Annotated in this window: 13 protein-coding genes; 6 read left to right on the top strand and 7 right to left on the bottom strand. The window is 58.4% G+C overall.

Features of this window, described 5'->3' with window-relative positions; all coding sequences use genetic code 11:
- Positions 1-225 precede the first annotated feature (225 nt).
- The 3 genes from glgB (at position 226) to malQ (ending at position 4,122) form a co-directional block, all read left to right on the top strand.
- On the top strand, positions 226-2,139 hold the full coding sequence (gene glgB, locus RBT76_11575) for a 1,4-alpha-glucan branching protein GlgB (protein MDX9858422.1): 1,914 nt from the start codon (positions 226-228) through the stop codon (positions 2,137-2,139).
- Between the two features lie 142 nt (positions 2,140-2,281).
- Positions 2,282-2,485 (top strand): winged helix-turn-helix domain-containing protein, encoded by a 204-nt coding sequence (locus RBT76_11570; protein MDX9858421.1) that lies wholly within the window; start codon positions 2,282-2,284, stop codon positions 2,483-2,485.
- A 125-nt stretch (positions 2,486-2,610) separates the two neighbouring features.
- Positions 2,611-4,122, top strand: a complete 1,512-nt coding sequence (malQ, locus tag RBT76_11565) for a 4-alpha-glucanotransferase (GenBank protein MDX9858420.1) — start codon at positions 2,611-2,613, stop codon at positions 4,120-4,122.
- A gap of 357 nt (positions 4,123-4,479) precedes the next feature.
- On the opposite strand, the gene RBT76_11560 is transcribed toward malQ, so the two are convergent.
- Positions 4,480-6,567: a PAS domain S-box protein gene (locus RBT76_11560; GenBank protein ID MDX9858419.1), complete on the bottom strand. Its 2,088-nt coding sequence runs from the start codon at positions 6,565-6,567 to the stop codon at positions 4,480-4,482.
- 230 nt (positions 6,568-6,797) lie between these two features.
- Between RBT76_11560 and RBT76_11555 the strand changes: the two genes are divergently transcribed.
- From RBT76_11555 to RBT76_11545, 3 genes are all read left to right on the top strand, one after another.
- Entirely contained in the window at positions 6,798-7,268 is a 471-nt protein-coding gene (locus RBT76_11555) for a DUF2914 domain-containing protein (GenBank protein ID MDX9858418.1), read from the top strand.
- Positions 7,269-7,362: 94 nt separating this feature from the next.
- Positions 7,363-8,859 carry a M48 family metalloprotease gene (locus tag RBT76_11550; GenBank protein MDX9858417.1) on the top strand — a complete coding sequence of 499 codons (1,497 nt, stop codon included), beginning with the start codon at positions 7,363-7,365 and terminating at the stop codon, positions 8,857-8,859.
- Between the two features lie 105 nt (positions 8,860-8,964).
- Complete coding sequence (locus RBT76_11545) at positions 8,965-9,417, top strand: hypothetical protein (GenBank protein MDX9858416.1); 453 nt, start codon at positions 8,965-8,967, stop codon at positions 9,415-9,417.
- Positions 9,418-9,425: 8 nt separating this feature from the next.
- Here RBT76_11545 and RBT76_11540 read toward each other — a convergent pair whose 3' ends face one another.
- The 6 genes from RBT76_11540 to RBT76_11515 all read right to left on the bottom strand — a co-directional run bounded on the left by RBT76_11540 (position 9,426) and on the right by RBT76_11515 (position 15,882).
- Positions 9,426-9,680, bottom strand: coding sequence for a SemiSWEET transporter (locus RBT76_11540; GenBank protein MDX9858415.1), 255 nt, complete (start codon positions 9,678-9,680; stop codon positions 9,426-9,428).
- A gap of 131 nt (positions 9,681-9,811) precedes the next feature.
- Complete coding sequence (locus tag RBT76_11535) at positions 9,812-11,845, bottom strand: hypothetical protein (GenBank protein MDX9858414.1); 2,034 nt, start codon at positions 11,843-11,845, stop codon at positions 9,812-9,814.
- Positions 11,842-13,695 carry a transglutaminase-like domain-containing protein gene (locus tag RBT76_11530; protein MDX9858413.1) on the bottom strand — a complete coding sequence of 618 codons (1,854 nt, stop codon included), beginning with the start codon at positions 13,693-13,695 and terminating at the stop codon, positions 11,842-11,844. Before RBT76_11530 ends, RBT76_11535 begins: the two co-directional genes overlap by 4 nt.
- A 33-nt stretch (positions 13,696-13,728) precedes the next feature.
- The gene (locus RBT76_11525) at positions 13,729-14,268 is read right to left on the bottom strand and encodes a hypothetical protein (protein MDX9858412.1); all 540 of its coding nucleotides are present in this window, start codon (positions 14,266-14,268) and stop codon (positions 13,729-13,731) included.
- 231 nt (positions 14,269-14,499) lie between these two features.
- A complete protein-coding gene (locus tag RBT76_11520; GenBank protein ID MDX9858411.1) occupies positions 14,500-14,877 on the bottom strand; it encodes a hypothetical protein in 378 nt (125 codons plus the stop codon).
- Between the two features lie 45 nt (positions 14,878-14,922).
- Positions 14,923-15,882: a cysteine synthase family protein gene (locus tag RBT76_11515; protein ID MDX9858410.1), complete on the bottom strand. Its 960-nt coding sequence runs from the start codon at positions 15,880-15,882 to the stop codon at positions 14,923-14,925.
- Between the last annotated feature and the right edge of the window lie 727 nt (positions 15,883-16,609).

Here is a 16,609-nt window from a genome sequence, read left to right as displayed (position 1 = left end):
ACGGCGATGACCGATGATACTTTAAAGAGGGATTCGGTCACACGGCAGCCGTGTTGCCCGATGGAAACCCTGGAGTTATCACACGGTTATACAGATGAATGTCGCCCGAATTCGCGGGCACAACGATTTCACGCCAAGTGGAGGAAGCACGTGCCGAAACAAGCTCTCAATCGGACTGAAAAAGTAACCAAGCATACGAATGCGAAACCGCCGGAAAAACCGAGAGTGGTATACGGTAAGGGCACGTTGACCGACTTCGACGTTCATCTGTTCCGCGAAGGCAATTACTATCGGATATACGAGAAGATGGGGGCTCGGCTGGCGACCGTCGATGGTCTGGCCGGGGTGCACTTCGCCGTGTGGGCGCCCAACGCAGAGCATGTATCGGTCGTCGGTGATTTCAACGGCTGGGATCCCCGACTGCATCCTCTCGGCGTCCGATGGGACGGTTCCGGCATCTGGGAGGGGTTTGTGCCGGGTATCGGCAAGGGCGAGATCTACAAGTATCATATCGTTTCAAAGCATGACGGCTACCGAGCGGACAAGGGGGACCCGTTCGCGCTGTACTGGGAAGTGTCTCCCCGAACGGCGTCGCGCGTGTGGGATCTTGATTACACCTGGAACGACGGTGAATGGATGGCCTCCCGCCACAAGTACAATGACCTCAGGGCCCCATTCTCCATTTACGAAGTGCATCTCGGATCGTGGCGGCGCAAGCCGGAAGACGGCAACCGCTTCCTCACGTATCGCGAGATCGCGCCGCAACTGGCCGACTATGTTTGCGATATGGGATTCACGCATGTCGAGTTTCTGCCGGTCATGGAACATCCGTTCTACGGTTCATGGGGCTATCAGACGGGAGGCTACTACGCGCCGACCAGTCGCTTCGGGACGCCTCAGGATTTCATGTATCTTGTCGACCTTCTCCATCAGCGAGGTATCGGCGTCATCCTCGACTGGGTTCCCTCACACTTTCCGTCCGACCTGCACGGGCTGAGTTATTTCGACGGCACTCACCTGTTCGAACATGCCGACCCCCGACAGGGATTTCACCCCGACTGGAAGAGCTTCATTTTCAATTTTGGACGGAACGAAATCAGAAACTTCCTGATCGGCAACGCCCTGTTTTGGCTGGAGAAATACCACGTCGACGGCCTGCGTGTTGATGCGGTCGCCTCGATGCTCTATCTCGACTATTCCCGCACGGAAGGCGAATGGATCGCCAATCGGTACGGCGGCCGCGAGAATATCGACGCTATCGAATTTCTCAAGCGCTTCAACGAGATGGTGTACAAGGAGTATCCCGACGTTCAGACGGTGGCCGAGGAATCGACCGCGTGGCCGATGGTCTCGCGGCCGATCCATCTCGGCGGACTCGGCTTCGGACAGAAATGGAATATGGGCTGGATGCACGATTCGCTCAAGTACTTCTCCCACGACCCGGTCCACCGGAGCTATCATCACAACCAGTTGACCTTCAGCATCTGGTACGCCTTCTACGAGAATTTCGTTCTGCCGTTGTCGCATGACGAAGTGGTCCACGGAAAAGGCTCTTTGATGAACAAGATGCCGGGCGATGAGTGGCAGCAGGCTGCCAACCTGCGCCTGTTGTACGGATATATGTTTACCCACCCCGGGAAGAAACTGCTGTTCATGGGAGGCGAATTCGGTCAGCGGTCGGAATGGTCGCACGACCACTCCCTGGACTGGCACGTCCTGCAGTACCCGGTGCATCGGGGGATTCAGGACTTCGTTCGCGATCTGAACCGGCTGTACCGGAGTGAGCCGGCGCTGTACCGGCGCGACTACGAATTGGAAGGCTTCCAGTGGGTCGACTGCAACGACTGGCAGCAGAGTGTGATTTCGTATCTGCGCCGGGGCGATTACGACGATGACACGCTTCTGATAGTCTGTAACATGACGCCGGTGCCGCGCCACGGCTACAACGTGGGGGTGCCGCGAGGCGGCTATTGGAAAGAGATACTCAACAGCGACGCCGAACACTACTGGGGGTCAGGGCAGGGGAATATGGGGGGTGTGTATGCCTCCTCGAACAAGCTGCACGGGCAGGAGTATTCGCTCTCTCTGGTGTTGCCGCCGCTGGGTGTTGTCGTGCTGAAACCGAACAGGGAGAGATAACGACGCCCGCGACCTCCGCACAGGTTCCGAGTGCGCACCACGGGCCGACGGCCGCAGAAAACGTGAAAGTACATCGTGGCAGTTCACCCGCGAAAGAGTGGCAGCCACGGCACATAACCGCATAGATTGAGAGCAGGATGCTATGAAAGATGCAATCGGGATGACTGCCGGAAAGATCTGGCAGGTGCTTGCCAAGAAGGATAAGGCGACCCTGTCGCAAATCCCCAAGCTGGTCAACGAAAAGGATTCGTTGGCCTACCAGGCGCTGGGATGGCTGGCCCGCGAAGGCAAGGTCTCCTACGACACCCAGGGCAATAAGACCTTTGTGAGTGCCGTCAAGGACTGATCGGGCTGAACGCGCATCGCGCCATCTCCAGAGCCCACCGACCCGGTCGCGACGACATCGGGATGATCCCGTATGTCACGGTGACGGCCCGCTCTGGACGGATATGACGGGATTGCCGGAGCTTTATGACTGACCAGCGCACCAGCGGGATTCTGCTTCACATTACATCGCTGCCATCGGCTTTTGGCATCGGCGATCTCGGCCCGGCGGCCTATGCGTTTGTCGACCTGCTGGCCGCGTCGGGACAGCGATACTGGCAGGTGCTGCCGCTTAACCCGACCGATCCCGCCTTCGGCAATTCGCCGTACAGCAGCGCCTCTGCTTTTGCCATGGAGCCCCTGCTCATCAGCCCCGATCGGTTGGTGGAGTGCGGCTATCTGCACGAGGAAGACATCGCGGGGTATCCATCGCTTGCCGGTACGCATATTGATTACTCGACCGTCGGCGCCGCCAAGCGCGCGATCCTCGAACTTGCCTGGATGCGGTTTCAACAGTCGGCTCATGACTCCCGCTTCCATGACTTCTGCCGCGAACACGCCGTCTGGCTCAACCCGTATGTTCTCTTCGTTGCCCTGAAACGTGAGTCCACGGGCCGCGTGTGGAACCAGTGGGAGAACGGCCTCCGAACTCGGGACTCAGAAGCCCTGAAAGCCGCGCGCGATCGCCACGCCGACGCACTGGAGAGGGAGAGGTTCTTTCAATTTCTCGTATTCCAGCAGTGGTTTGATCTGAAACGATACGCCAATGAACGAGGCGTGTTGCTGGTGGGCGATGTCCCCATTTACGTAAACTATGACAGTGTCGACGTCTGGTCCAACCCGTCGCTTTTCAAACTGGATGAGCAGTACCGCCCCCGCGTCGTGGCCGGTGTTCCCCCGGACTACTTCAGCAAAACAGGTCAGTTGTGGGGAAACCCGGTGTATGACTGGGCCGCGCTGCAGGCAAGTGGATTTGAGTGGTGGATGGGACGGCTCGGCCACACCCTTCACCTGTTCGATAAGGTGCGTATCGATCATTTCCGCGGCCTGGTGGCATACTGGGAAGTGCCGTTCGGCGAAAAGACGGCCGTCAACGGTGTGTGGCGGGCAGTGCCGTCCGAGGACTTTTTCAACGTCCTGCGCGGCCGCTTCCCCGGGCTGCCTATTATCGCCGAGGATCTCGGAGTTATCACCGAGGATGTGGTTGCGGTCCGCGAACGTTTCGGATTCCCGGGAATGAAGCTGGTGGTATTCGCGTTCGATGAAGACAACCCGGACCATCCCTACCTCCCTCACAACATCGAGTCGAACTCCGTCGCCTACACCGGTACGCACGACAACAATACGGCCCGCGGTTGGTATGAACGCGAGGCCGACGAGGCAACCCGTGAGCGACTGCAGGCGTATGTCGGCCACCGTGTGACGCCGGAGTCGGTCCACCGCGACCTCGCGCGGCTTGTCATGATGACGGTATCCCGCACGGCAATAATCCCGATGCAGGACGTGCTTGGTCTTGGGGCCGAGGCGCGCATGAACGTGCCGTCAACGCCCAGCGGCAACTGGACCTGGCGCCTTCATCCCGGTCAGGCAACGCCTGAGGCAGTTGAGTGGTTCGCGGATTGCACGCGACGCTTTGGACGGTACTGGTCTCGAAAGTAAAACCGAGCCGCTCGGACTGATTCCGGCGGGAGGCTCATTAATCGCCTGCGACTATTGCCCCAATAAAGAAGTGCCTGTCCGGTTAGGGGCTTCGACGGTCTCAGGGGGCAACAAGCCGTCAACGGGGGGCAAGGCCGGAACAGGCACCTTTATCACGTAACTCTGTACTAATATCCAATATCGGGCGCAGAATATCAAGTGCAATAGGGTATAACTATCCATGCAATAGGTATTCACGGTACCTATTACATCGCCCTGCGACCCTATGCCTTGGCGAGTATTCTTACAAATACGATCACGGAACTAATGTAACGGAATATTCAACAACGACTTAATAGTGATCTTAATAGGTCGATTCTATGAGCCTTCAAGCCGACGTAAGTACGCCACAAGGTTCACCTTCTGATTAGCGATCCCCAGTTTCCGGCGTATGTGATTCCGCTGCTTATTCACCGTCAGCAGGGAGATGTTCAGCGATTCGGCGATTTGTTTCGACGACAGCCCGCCTCTGATCATATTGCAGATTTGCAGTTCGCGCGGGGAGAGGCTCACCGGGTGGTGGTCCAGACGACTGATAAACGGAGCGGCAATATCGGTCAGGCACTCGCGAAGCAGTTTCACATGATGTTCAGAGCCGCTGTCAGACTTGCGCGCGAGCGACTCGACGATCGGCAATGCGATTCGATTGATATTCGCCTGAATCTGCGCCGCCATGGCCCGTTTGCCGTCCTCGATCTGACCCAGCACTTCCTGCAGCGTGATGTTCTTCTGCTGGAGCATTTCCTGCTCGATACGCAGTTCCTCGTTGGCAGCGGCGAGCTGTCCGGTGCGCTCCGCCACGCGTCGTTCCAACAAGTCGTACGATTCCTTCAGCTTCGCTTCCGCTTCTTTCGCATCCGATATGTTGCTCGTAATCGTGATGGCCGCTCTGACCGTGCCGTCGTTGTTGCGAAGCGGATGAATGTTCACGTCGAGCCAGCTTTCTCCATCTAACAGCGCTGTTCTCACCTGGCCGGAAAAGCCGGTCTGCGTATCGATGACTCTCCGGATCGTCTGCATTTGCACCTGCACCGTTTCTTGCGGGAAGAATTCCCGCAGGTGCCGCCCGACCATCGCCGACGGAGCCGAACCATGTTCCGCGGCGGCACGCTCGTTGGCGAACAAGCACACTCCTTCATAATCGAACAAGGCGATCGATGCCGGCGCGTTGTGCAGCAGCAGCCGGGTCATTTCTTCGCTCTGCCTCAGAGCATCGTCGGCCTGCCGGTGCCGAGTGATGTCTTCCGTCAGAATAACCACTCGTTCCACTTCTCCGGAGTCGTCGTGCAGTGCATAAAAGTGTTGTGACAGCCACAGCGGCCGAGGCTTGCGCGCCTCACGCGCGTCCAGTTCCGGGATATGCAGATAGCCGCCGTGTTCGTAGACATCGCGTACGCGATCCTGCCACGCGCCAAGATACGAATCACGCTCGTCGAATGTGAGCGACGTGCGCGACCGGTTCGTGTAGTCCAGCAGGTCCTCGGGCCAGATGTCCCAGATTTTGAGCCAGGTGTCGTTGTACAACAGCAGCCGGCCGTTGCGGTCACGCACGGAAATACCAATCGGCGCATGTTCGATGATCGCTCGTGTCAGCCCTTCGCTTTCCCGTAACTCATCTTCGATCCGTTTGCGTTCAGTAACGTCCTGATCGATTCCCTCAAAGTACTCCATCCGGCCGTGTTGATCGAAGGTCGCGTACATGTTTGACAGTACCCAGATCTCCCGCCCGTCGCGGCGGCGATGTTTGCTCTCAAACCCGATCACGGCCCCGTCTTCAAAGAGTCGCTTCATCAGCACGTTGCGCACTGCCGGATCACAGTAGGTCGTTCCGGCCTGGACGGCTTTCATCTCCTCTTCAGATTCGTACCCCAGCATTCGGACCATAGCGGGGTTCGCCGACAGAAGCGTCCCCTCGGGGGTAGACCGAAACACGCCTGCCGGGATGTTTTCAACCAGACGGCGATAGCGCTTCTCGGCCGACGTAAGGGCGTCTTCCGTGAGCTGTTCGTGGGTGATGTTACGCAAGGCGAGCAGTACGAAGGCGATCTCGCCTTCGACGCGGATCGGGGACATCCTGGACTCGATCCATATGGAGCCGGCAGGCACGGGAACATGTCGTTTGCTTACTATACACCTGCCGCTGCCGAATACCTCTAGATACTCCTTCTCCATTTCATCGACGAGCCACGGATAGACGTCACGAGTGCGCTTGCCGAGCATTTTCTCCGGCTCCAATCCCACCGACAAGCCCAGCGTTATGGCCATGGTATTGAAAAACACGACACGCAAGTCGCGGTCCAGGATGACCAGCGCATCGTCTGCCGCGTCCGCCATGCCGGTGAGCAAAACAGCAAGGTATCTCCGTACATCGGACCTGACTCGACCCGCAGGCATGTCATCATCCATTGGACTACTCCTCGAACGGCATTGTCGGTCGAATTGTCGATATAGACAATATAGGCGCCTGACTTCCCGGAGGTCAACACCGAGAACGTCCATGCGAGATGGCCAACCCGGATTAAACTCGATGCCGGAACTGCACGGCGATATGGTTGTTGAATATCAAAAGGCGCGCTTCACCTCTCGCATCGACATCTCCCGTCACGAATCCGCTCAGGGAAGGGAAGGAGAATCCCATGAAAGTCCTCCTGTTTGCACTCTGTCTTTCCGGTCTCATGCTTCCGGCAACGGCCCCTGCTCAATCAAACCAGACGACTGCTCCCGACGATACGGCGCAAGCCGACGTGATGATTTCCTCGCTGACCGCCACAGCCGTCGTCGCGTCGGGAGTCGTGGAACGGGAACCTGTCGGCGAGGCCGCCGAGTTTCCGGTCACCACGGAACGCATCTATCTGTGGACATTGGTAACGGGGGCGACCGACAGCACCGAGATCACCCATGTCTGGTTCATGGATACGTCGTTGGTTCAGACGATCAACCTGCCGGTCAAATCCAGTCCGTGGCGCACATGGAGCTACAAGACTCTTGCGCCGGAGATGGTCGGTAACTGGCGAGTGGAAGTCCGCGGACCGGCCGGCGAGCCGCTGGCCGAAAAGACGTTTACGGTAACGTCCCAAACGGCCGCCGACTCCACGACCGTTCAATAGCTTTTCAGGCTGGCCGTGCTTGCAGTTTGGGCCGCCGTTGCGCATCTTACCACAGGCAAGGTTCTCGGTCAGAGCGAAAGGAGCATGGATGGTTATGCGGTGGAATCGTACCGTCTCGGATCGCGGCGTGATGATGCGCCTTCGATTCTCGTCCTGGGCAGCCCGACTCGGCGTCCTCGCACTGGCGTTGACAGCGGTGGGCTGTGTCGTATTCGGCTGTTATGTCAATCCCGCGACCGGCAAGGAGCAGTTCAGCCTCTATAGCGAGTCGCAGGAGGTATCGATGGGGCGCGACGCCGATCCCCAGATAGTCGCCTCGATGGGCGCCTACCAGGATTCATCGGTGCAGGCGTATGTCGCCCGAGTCGGCCGCGAACTCGCCGCCGTCTCCGAAAGACCGGGGCTCCCGTGGACGTTTCGGGTAATCGACGATCCGGTCGTGAATGCCTTTGCCGTACCCGGCGGTTACATATATATAACCCGCGGAATCATGGCCCATCTTACCAGTGAAGCGCAGTTGGCCGGTGTGGTCGGCCACGAAATCGGCCACGTGACCGCCCGCCACTCCGTGACGCAGATGACCAAACAGCAATTGCTGCAAATCGGCGTCGGGGTCGGCGTCATGCTCGAACCAAAACTCCAGAAATACTCCGGCCTGATCGGGTCCGGAATGCAGTTGCTCTTTTTGAAGTTCAGCCGCGACGACGAAAAGCAGGCCGATGATCTCGGCTTGCGCTACATGATCCGCGACGGCAACGACCCGCGTGAGATGGACGACATATTCGCCATGCTGCAGCGAGTCAGCGGCGGTTCGGGCGGCGGCCGCATTCCCGAGTGGATGTCGACCCACCCGGACCCCGAGAACCGGGTCGGACGCATCCAGCGCGCGCTGGATACCATGTCGATCAATTACAGCGCCACCACTGTCGGCCGGGATCAGTACCTTCGGACAATCGACGGCCTCATGTATGGACAAAATCCGAGGGAGGGCTTCTTCGAGGGCACGGCCTTCTACCATCCCGACATGGCGTTCCAGTTCCTGTTTCCCGAGGGCTGGCAGACCTACAACGACAAGCAGGGTGTGATTGCCGCCAGTCCCGAGCAGGATGCGTTGGTTCAGATCACGCTTGCCTCCGGTAGCTCACCGCAGGCCGCCGCCAACGGGTTTTTCTCCCAACAGGGTATTTCCGCCGGCGCGGTGCAGTCGACCACGATCAACGGGTTATCGGCCGTAGGCGGTGATTTTCAGGCCGCGACCGACCAGGGGACGCTGGCCGGAAACGCCACGTTTATCGCACACAGCGGCCTCGTGTTCCAGATTCTCGGATATACCGCGCTGGAAGGCTGGTCGAACTACAGCTCAACCGTTCGGTCATCCATTCGGAGTTTCGCCCGATTGTCGGACCAGAGCAAGCTTTCGATGCAACCGATGCGGCTCAAGATTGAAGCCGCGCCGCAGGCGATGACGCTGAATGAGTTCCACCGCCGTTATCCGTCGGTCGTCTCACTGGACGAGGTCGCACTGATTAATCAATTGGAACCGACCACCCGGCTTGCCTCCGGTCAGCTGGTGAAGCGGGTAGTGCGCTGAGTCGGCCCGATTGACCGACCGCTGGACCTCAGCAGCAGCGATCACACTGCGTGAGCGTCTGACGTTCATCGAAGCTCAATAGCGCTTTAGGAGGTCAGTACCGGTATGCGTTTCGGGCTGTGGTGTCTGGTTGTGTGTGCGCTTGTGACACACTCAGCGGCGCACGCCTCGAGTTCCGGCCCCCGACCGCCCGGGTCTGCGCTGCTGCAGACCGACGCCGATTCCCCCGTGCCGTCATTCCATCTGGACACAATCCGAATCGGTTTCGACTGGCTGGACGCGATGAAACGCTCGCTGGTCCGGACAATTCCGCCCGCACCGTCTCTGCTGACCCGCCTGGGTGATTTTCGTCCCCTCGACATCGACAGCGCCGCGCGGGCCCCGATCGACGATTCGCTTTCCCGGGCGCTCCGGTTGCACTCCCGATGGCGACAGTACTGGCGTGATTATTGTGCGGAGATTCGGTTGGTGCCCGATGGTCGCGAGTACTACGAGCAGTTTCGCCGCACCAGTCCTGCCTATGTCAGGGGATCAGTCGCCTTCAATGCGCTGCGATGAGGTCCTCTTCACCGATACCGGATCTTCAGCAGCAGAATGACAATGGCGATGACCAACGTGATGGCATTCGCTGCGATTACCGGCAGGGAAGCCAGGAATATGCCGTATACCAGCCAAAGGAAGACGCCCAATACGAAGACCACATACATTGCCAGCGAAATATCCCCGGTAGAACGGGTCCGCCAGGCTTTGACGAGCTGCGGAAGAAACGATACCGTGGTCAGCGTCCCGGCAAGGAAGCCGATGATTGTCATGGTGTCCATTGGCCAGAGATGATAGCGGCATGGGCTCGGGTTTCACAAGCGGTTTTTCTGGGCTGAAAAGGGAGCGTCGTTGAATACGACCGGGCGCCGCCCCGGGTGGTCCCCGCCGGCGGCGCACGATCCCGTGGGCGCTATTGCCCTGCGTCGTCAGAGTCCGGCGCGGGGGCGGGAGCTATCCCTTCGTTCAACGCGAACACCAGCGTCGGAATATGCAGGTCACTATGTTGACCGGCTATGTCGAGGAACTCGGCGTACGCTTCTTTCGGTCTTCGTATCCGGTTCAAGTGTACGTGCTGGTCCACAGAGAGAAATCCGGACTCCCGGGCGAATTGTCCGCTCACGGAGCCGAACTCGTTCGATTTCTGGATATCCGCCGGGACAGTGGAAAGCGACCACGACGAGGGGTGGTGAATACGGATCAGTTTTCTGTGATCCGCTGCAAACAGTACCGCAACATCGTTCACACGCTGCGCCGGATCATCCACCAACCGGGCGCCGGAAATCGGCGCAAATAGGCCGGCCGTCTGGAAGACAACCTCGTCGGGCGTGACGGTCACGAGGTTATCGATAGTGTATCGGAACGTCAGGCGGAGTGGTTCAGTCGGTTCATGCAAACCGTCGACATCGAATGACTCCAATCGCACACTTCCATCACTGTACGTTAACATCCGCGAAGCCGCCTCCTGCATCTCGGGCGGTGTGAGGGTAGAAAGGCTGTCTCGCATAAGAAACGCGTCGGCTCCGGTCAGCACCCGCTCTTCATCAACGGTGATAAGACCCGTCTCATCGATCGTCAGGTCGTACTGTTCTGTGACTCCGCCGGGCACCAGGCTGCTGTCCGGCAAGTCAATCATCGTGACGCCGCCCTTTTTGATTGCCAGTGCTTTTTGATCAAGGAACCACGGTGGGACTAAACCCGGCGGCAGACCTTCTATATATGGGAACAGAACATAGTAGTCGCCGTCTATACGGCATCCCGTCGCGGGGTAGTAGAACTGCTCGATCGAGACATACTCCGGATCGCAATAGCCGCTGAGCGCTGAGTGAGCAAGGAGAAAGTCGGAGGGAATGCCCAGCTCGGAGAGCATGACACAGGTCAACGCGTTGACGTCAAACACGTCCCCTTTGCGGTCTTTGAGTATCTTGCCGGGATTCCCCCGACGATTCTTGCCGTCGATGTCGACGCTGTCGCGTACGAACGCAAGGACGCGGTTTACTTTGTCGAGCGGCAGTTCGACCGGTCCGACCGCAAGCTGAATCTGCTGCCGGATGTCCATCGTGACCTCGTCCATGTCCTTCATCGCGCCATCGTAGATTCGGTCACCGAGTTCGGTCCAGTTGCCGGCGGCCTCGTACTTGGCTCCGGCCATCTCGAGCTTGGTCACCTGAAACTCGAGGTAATCCGCAACGTCACGAAAGTACGGCGCATATCGCTCGGATTTTACCGCCGGGACGTTTCGTCGCACCGCCTTCAACAGGGCCTTCTTCGTCTGCGGGTCAAACGTGATGTCCAGCTCCGGCACCCGGTTGTCGCCGTTCTTCTTCACCTGATAGGTCCACCATTCAGGACATGCATACGTGAAACTGACCTGCTCCGCGGGTACCCCGAGTTGCAGCAGCACATCATGCCTCAATGGCGGCGGAACGAGTCCCACATCGAATTCGATCGCGTACCCCGTTTCGATTATCGAACCCCGTTGCACGTCCGGAAAAATGAAGCGGTGACTCTTTCTGCCGAATTCGTCATCCTCCGGGCGAAGGTCGGCGAGCCCGTATTCTCGGCGGCTGCCGTCTGGATTGGTGATGCGAAGGAACAGATCCTTCGGTTGTGCCCACAGTGAAAACGTCGTCAACCAGTCCACCCTGGGATTGAACACGATATAGCGCGTTCGCGTGATCTCCTGGTAGAGCCAGGTCGATGGCACGGGGAAAAATAGCGATGCTGCGCTTTGCTCTTTCCCTCCGGCATGTTCAACGATCTGATCGTACGACAAAAAGACGCCGTCGTACTCGCCGTACCTCGCTTCGTACGCGGCAAGATCCACGGGAGCGACCGTCGGCGCCGACTCCTCGAGACCGGTCAGACTATAGAGCTTTTTTGACTTCGTACAGGCGCCCAACGCGAGTATTATCGCCAGCGCCGTGACACAGAGACGCAGTTTCATCTGTGCGTTTCCTCCACCAGGTTGAAAAGATGCCGCTTACTATCGAGACACGATCTGCAAAATTCGAGATAGGCGGTTTTGGCAGAACCTGCGACCGTCGTCGCCCGCAGTCGATATTCGTACCCCAGCCGAAACTCCTCTTCATCGGTCGGTTCAAGGTGCGCTTCAAGGCTGGCGATATCAGGCACGTCCAGCCGAAGAGAGTCGGCGGCGGCCGTGTACCCGGGCGCCTCAAGGTCAAGGGTCAACACATAACGGCGCGGTATGCCTGTCACAAGCGGCCAGGCGTCACTCTTACGCTCCAATACCGCGCGATCCACCGTAATGAATGGATTCGACGGGAGATACGCATTCGACGAAGTGCGGATGATGAACGATGAGAGATCAGCCTGGGCCGACATGACCACGGCGTGGTCGTCGGTCGTTGACAGCAGGAAATGGTCGAGAACGATCCGATACAGAAACAACGGGATGCGCGCCGAAAGAAATGACCGAAACTCGTAATCCGTCATCGTGGCCTGTGCGTTGAGCACCTCAGAACGATATCCACCCCTGACGACGATTTCAGCGTGAACGGTCGATAGCGAGTCGATGCGTCCGGTCAGATGCACCTCGAGGTCAGGCAATGTATCTCTGGGCCAAACCGTCACGACCCGAGGGCGAGCCGTGTCGAGCACGAGCGCGTAACACCCGACATAATCCGGCGGCAGGGTGCCGAACGCATAGCTCTCCGGTGTTGGATCAAAGAAAAGCAGACCGCCGTCGGAGTCAATCGCACAGATTACGTGATTGAACAGGTAAGGATGCAGGTCGCCAAATGCGCGCGTCTTGTTTGTACTGACGATACAGGGATATACTCGGAGGCCGTGCCGACGGGCGAGTGCGGTTACGAGGAATGCCCTGTCTTTGCAGTCGCCGTAACGATTCGCCAGAACATCCTCCGGTGCATGCGGCAGAATCGTGTGTGGCGGGCCAACATCGGAGACATACCGTATGGATCCGCGTACGAAGTCGTGAATCCGCTCAACCGCCGCTCGCTCATCCGGTGCGCCTTGCACCGCCGCATACAGGTCCGGCTCGAGATCGGCCGCGAGGTCCACGGGATAGTCAAATTGTGAAAGGTACCACGACGTGAACGCCTCGGGCGTCGCCGGCGTCAACAGTGAATCATCCCGCCTGAGAACCATCAGACCGAGGGCGTGGAGATCGTCATACTCCGTTCCCGCCAACGGCGGCCGCCAGGGCAGCGAGTCGGCCGTAAGCCGAATCCGCTTCTGGTCGACCGTCTCCAGGCTGAACGACACGCTGTCGGCAGGGAAATACCACTCAAACGCGACATCCACGTTCGAGGGGTGATCGATCTCCAACTCATAGCGCTCGTAGAATCCATAATTCGGGATTTGCAGCAGATCAAGTTCGGCGAAGGCGCTGTAACGGACCTTGTATTCCACCGTCACCACATCGCCTGTCGTAACCGACCGGGGAATCGTTATGGCCCACAGCCTCGTATCAGAAAAGAAGACATCCTGACGTTTGGGATAGACTGCGGACACGAAATCCGCATGAATTTTCTTCCCATTGACGCGTACGGTTACCTTATCGACACGTGCCCCGTAACGATCCTTCACGAATAGCTGCTGGTTGCGGGCGCCGCGCTCGGTGAGGCAGCGGACTTCGAGTTTGACCGCTGCCTCCGCCGGGTCGGTTGCGCGATCCGATATCTTGATTTTGCGAAATTCACGTATCGCGAGATTGGCGGAGTCCTTGCTGCCGGCGGCGCCGGCACATGTGAGACCGATCACCAGTGTGAGCAGCGCCCGAAGCAGTGATGTGCGAGCAGATATCTCCAAAACATTCCCCGCTGCAATATGGGGTCGTGATCCTCAGCCCGCAAGACAAAAGATACGTCCTGCCGACCAATCTGCAGAATCGCAACGGTCAGTAGACGTCTGCGTCGATCCGATCGGACCAACCCGGTTGTGTGCCCCAACATAATACGACAAATAGACATGCGCCTCCCTGCAGGAAAAAGTTGGAGTGGGAAGCGCATATTCGGCCACCTCCGGCACAACGATGTCGTACTCGTCTTCGGTGTCGTTATCTTCGTCGACGAAGGAAATGTCTTCGCTTCCCGTGTTGAATTCGGCCGAGAACAACTTCCGCATGCCGATATCGCCGCCGAACCGAATGTTGGTGGTGCTCGGAAGAAACCACTGAAGTCCGGCGCCGTAATTCATCTTGCTATGGTCAAGATAGGAATCAAGATTATCTCCGTCGGCGCTCACGTAGCCGAGGTCGTCGGCCGACGGGGAGGTAACGGTCGTCCCAAACCATACGTGGGGGCGAAGCATTGCTTTTTCAGCGGCGAGCGCCCCGACGCAGAGCGAGAGGCCCGCCAGCACGACTGCAAGCACCGTTCTCATCGCTATCCACCCTGCCTTTCCGTTTTTATTCCCGGCCAGTCGCCAGAATGACAGGCCGACCGTGACTCCAGCAGCGTTTATCTCTACTGACTGCAGACGGACAACTATGCCGACACGCGCAAGATGATCATGATCAACTGAGACCCTGCGTATACTTTGTCAAGCGATCCGGGTGCGAGAGCATCGGGATCGCTTTCCGCCTTCCATTTGTCCAACCTCGGCGGACTCCTCTCAGAAACCCGGGAAGATCACAGCTGATTGGGATGCGACGATATATACGATGACAGAATTCTTGCCGCTAACAGCGCCTACGGCGACAACGGAAATGAGCCGAACGGATTCTCTGCTGTCGATGTGAACGACCAAATGGCGGAATTGGGTGTCCGCGATCAGCTTCGTTGCTTCCGCGACAATGTCGGTCGCACGATTGACCTGTACACCGGAGAGGTCGACGATGAGGTCTGGCACGCCCTGAAAACCATGATCGTCTTCCGAACCGTACGATACCGCTCCGCCACGAGCGTTCGACGCTCCTGTGCTGATACTCGCGCCGTGACCGGTCTCTCGGACGGATCCGCGATTACAATTGAAATTGTGACTGCGAAGCATGGCAGGCGACTCCGCCTGCCATGTTTTGTGTTCCTGGTGACAGTCTCACGTGAGACTGTATACATCCGTACTCAGGTATTTCAGCCCGGAATCGCACATCAGCGTCACGACTGTGGCCTCAGGGCCAAGCCGTTCGCCGATTCGGATGGCCGCGACGACATTTGCCCCCGATGACGTTCCCGCGAACAATCCTTCCTCGCGCGCCAGTCGTCGCACCATCGCTTTTGCATCCGCCGTGCTCACAGCGGCGATTTCATCCACAAGGCTCGGCTCCCAGAGCGGGGGAGTGTAGCCGATCCCCACTCCTTCGATTTTATGCGGGCCGGGCTGTCCCCCCGCCAGCACAGCCGACTCGGCCGGCTCGACGGCCACCACGTTCACGAGCGGACTGTGGCTTTTCAGCACCGCAGCTATTCCCCGCGACGATGCACCCGTACCGACACTGTGCACGAACGCATCGATTCGGCCGTCCGTCTGATTCCATATCTCCTCGCCCAACGGATAATAACCAGCGATACTGTCTACATTATGCAACTGGTCTGTCCAATATGTGCACGGCTCCGAAGCGATCTGTCGCGCACACTCGATCATGTCCAGGATCAGTTTCTTCGTGGTCAATCCGCCCTCACTCGGGACAAGTGTCAACTCCGCGCCGAATGCGGCCATCTGTGTCAGCTTGTCCCTGCTGAAGGCGTCCGAAGTCACTATCCGGAGTCGATACCCTCTTGCCACACATATCAGGGCGAGTGATATCCCGGTGCTGCCGCCTGTATACTCGACCACGGTGTAACCGGGTTTCAAGCGGCCGTCCTCTTCGGCCCGCGCGATCATCGCCTGCGCCGCCCGATCTTTCATACTGCCGGTCGGATTCTCCCACTCCAGCTTCACGAGAATTTTAGCACACCCCGATGGTATAACACGCCGGAGTTGCACAATTGACGTGTTTCCGATTGCCTGCAGGATTTCGGGAGTCACGCTCATATCCTGTTCGTCCTCTCTGCGCATCGTAGAATCGATCTTCGCTCCTGACGGGAGCATTGCTGAACGAAAGTGAAGCACTCCCGCCGACAGGAATCAATCACAAACTTTCGCCCGACAGATCCCATAGTCCGCGGCGCTCATGACTGCCAAAGCTCGCCCCGTCTCGCCGGAGTCGCCAACACGCTTGTCGAGATCTTCGCTGTAGCCGGTATACCGTCGCCCCGACTCAGACAAAATGACATAGACGGTAAACAGAATTCCCTCTCCCCGGAGGAATGGACTGCTATTTGGTGGCGGGGGCAGGATTTGAACCTGCGATCCGCCGCGGCGGAGTTATGAGCCCGACGAGCTACTCCGCCAGTGGCGGACTCCACCCTGCGGCAGACCGTCGAGAAACTCTCGTCCAACACCGCTTTTGAGCCAGCGCTCGCGTTTCATCGCCGCGGACCGAGTTGCATACACCTCTGTGTAAACGACCCGCCAGCCAGTATCGACTTTGGTGGTTTTGCAGAGCCCGGAGTTGTGTTGGCCAACACGCTTGTCGAGATCTTCGCTGTAGCCGGTGTACCGTCGCCCCGACTCAGACAAAATGACATAGACGGTAAACAGAATTCCCTCTCCCCAGAGGAATGGACTGCTATTTGGTGGCGGGGGCAGGATTTGAACCTGCGATCCGCCGCGGCGGAGTTATGAGCCCGACGAGCTACTCCGCCAGTGGCGGACTCCACCCTGCGGCAGACCGTCGAGAAAC

The sequence above is a fragment of the Candidatus Zixiibacteriota bacterium genome (genome assembly GCA_034003725.1).
GTDB lineage: Bacteria > Zixibacteria > MSB-5A5 > GN15 > FEB-12 > WJMS01.
The sequence above is the reverse complement of the archived record's forward strand: the minus strand, read 5'-3'. Positions and strand labels throughout refer to the sequence as shown.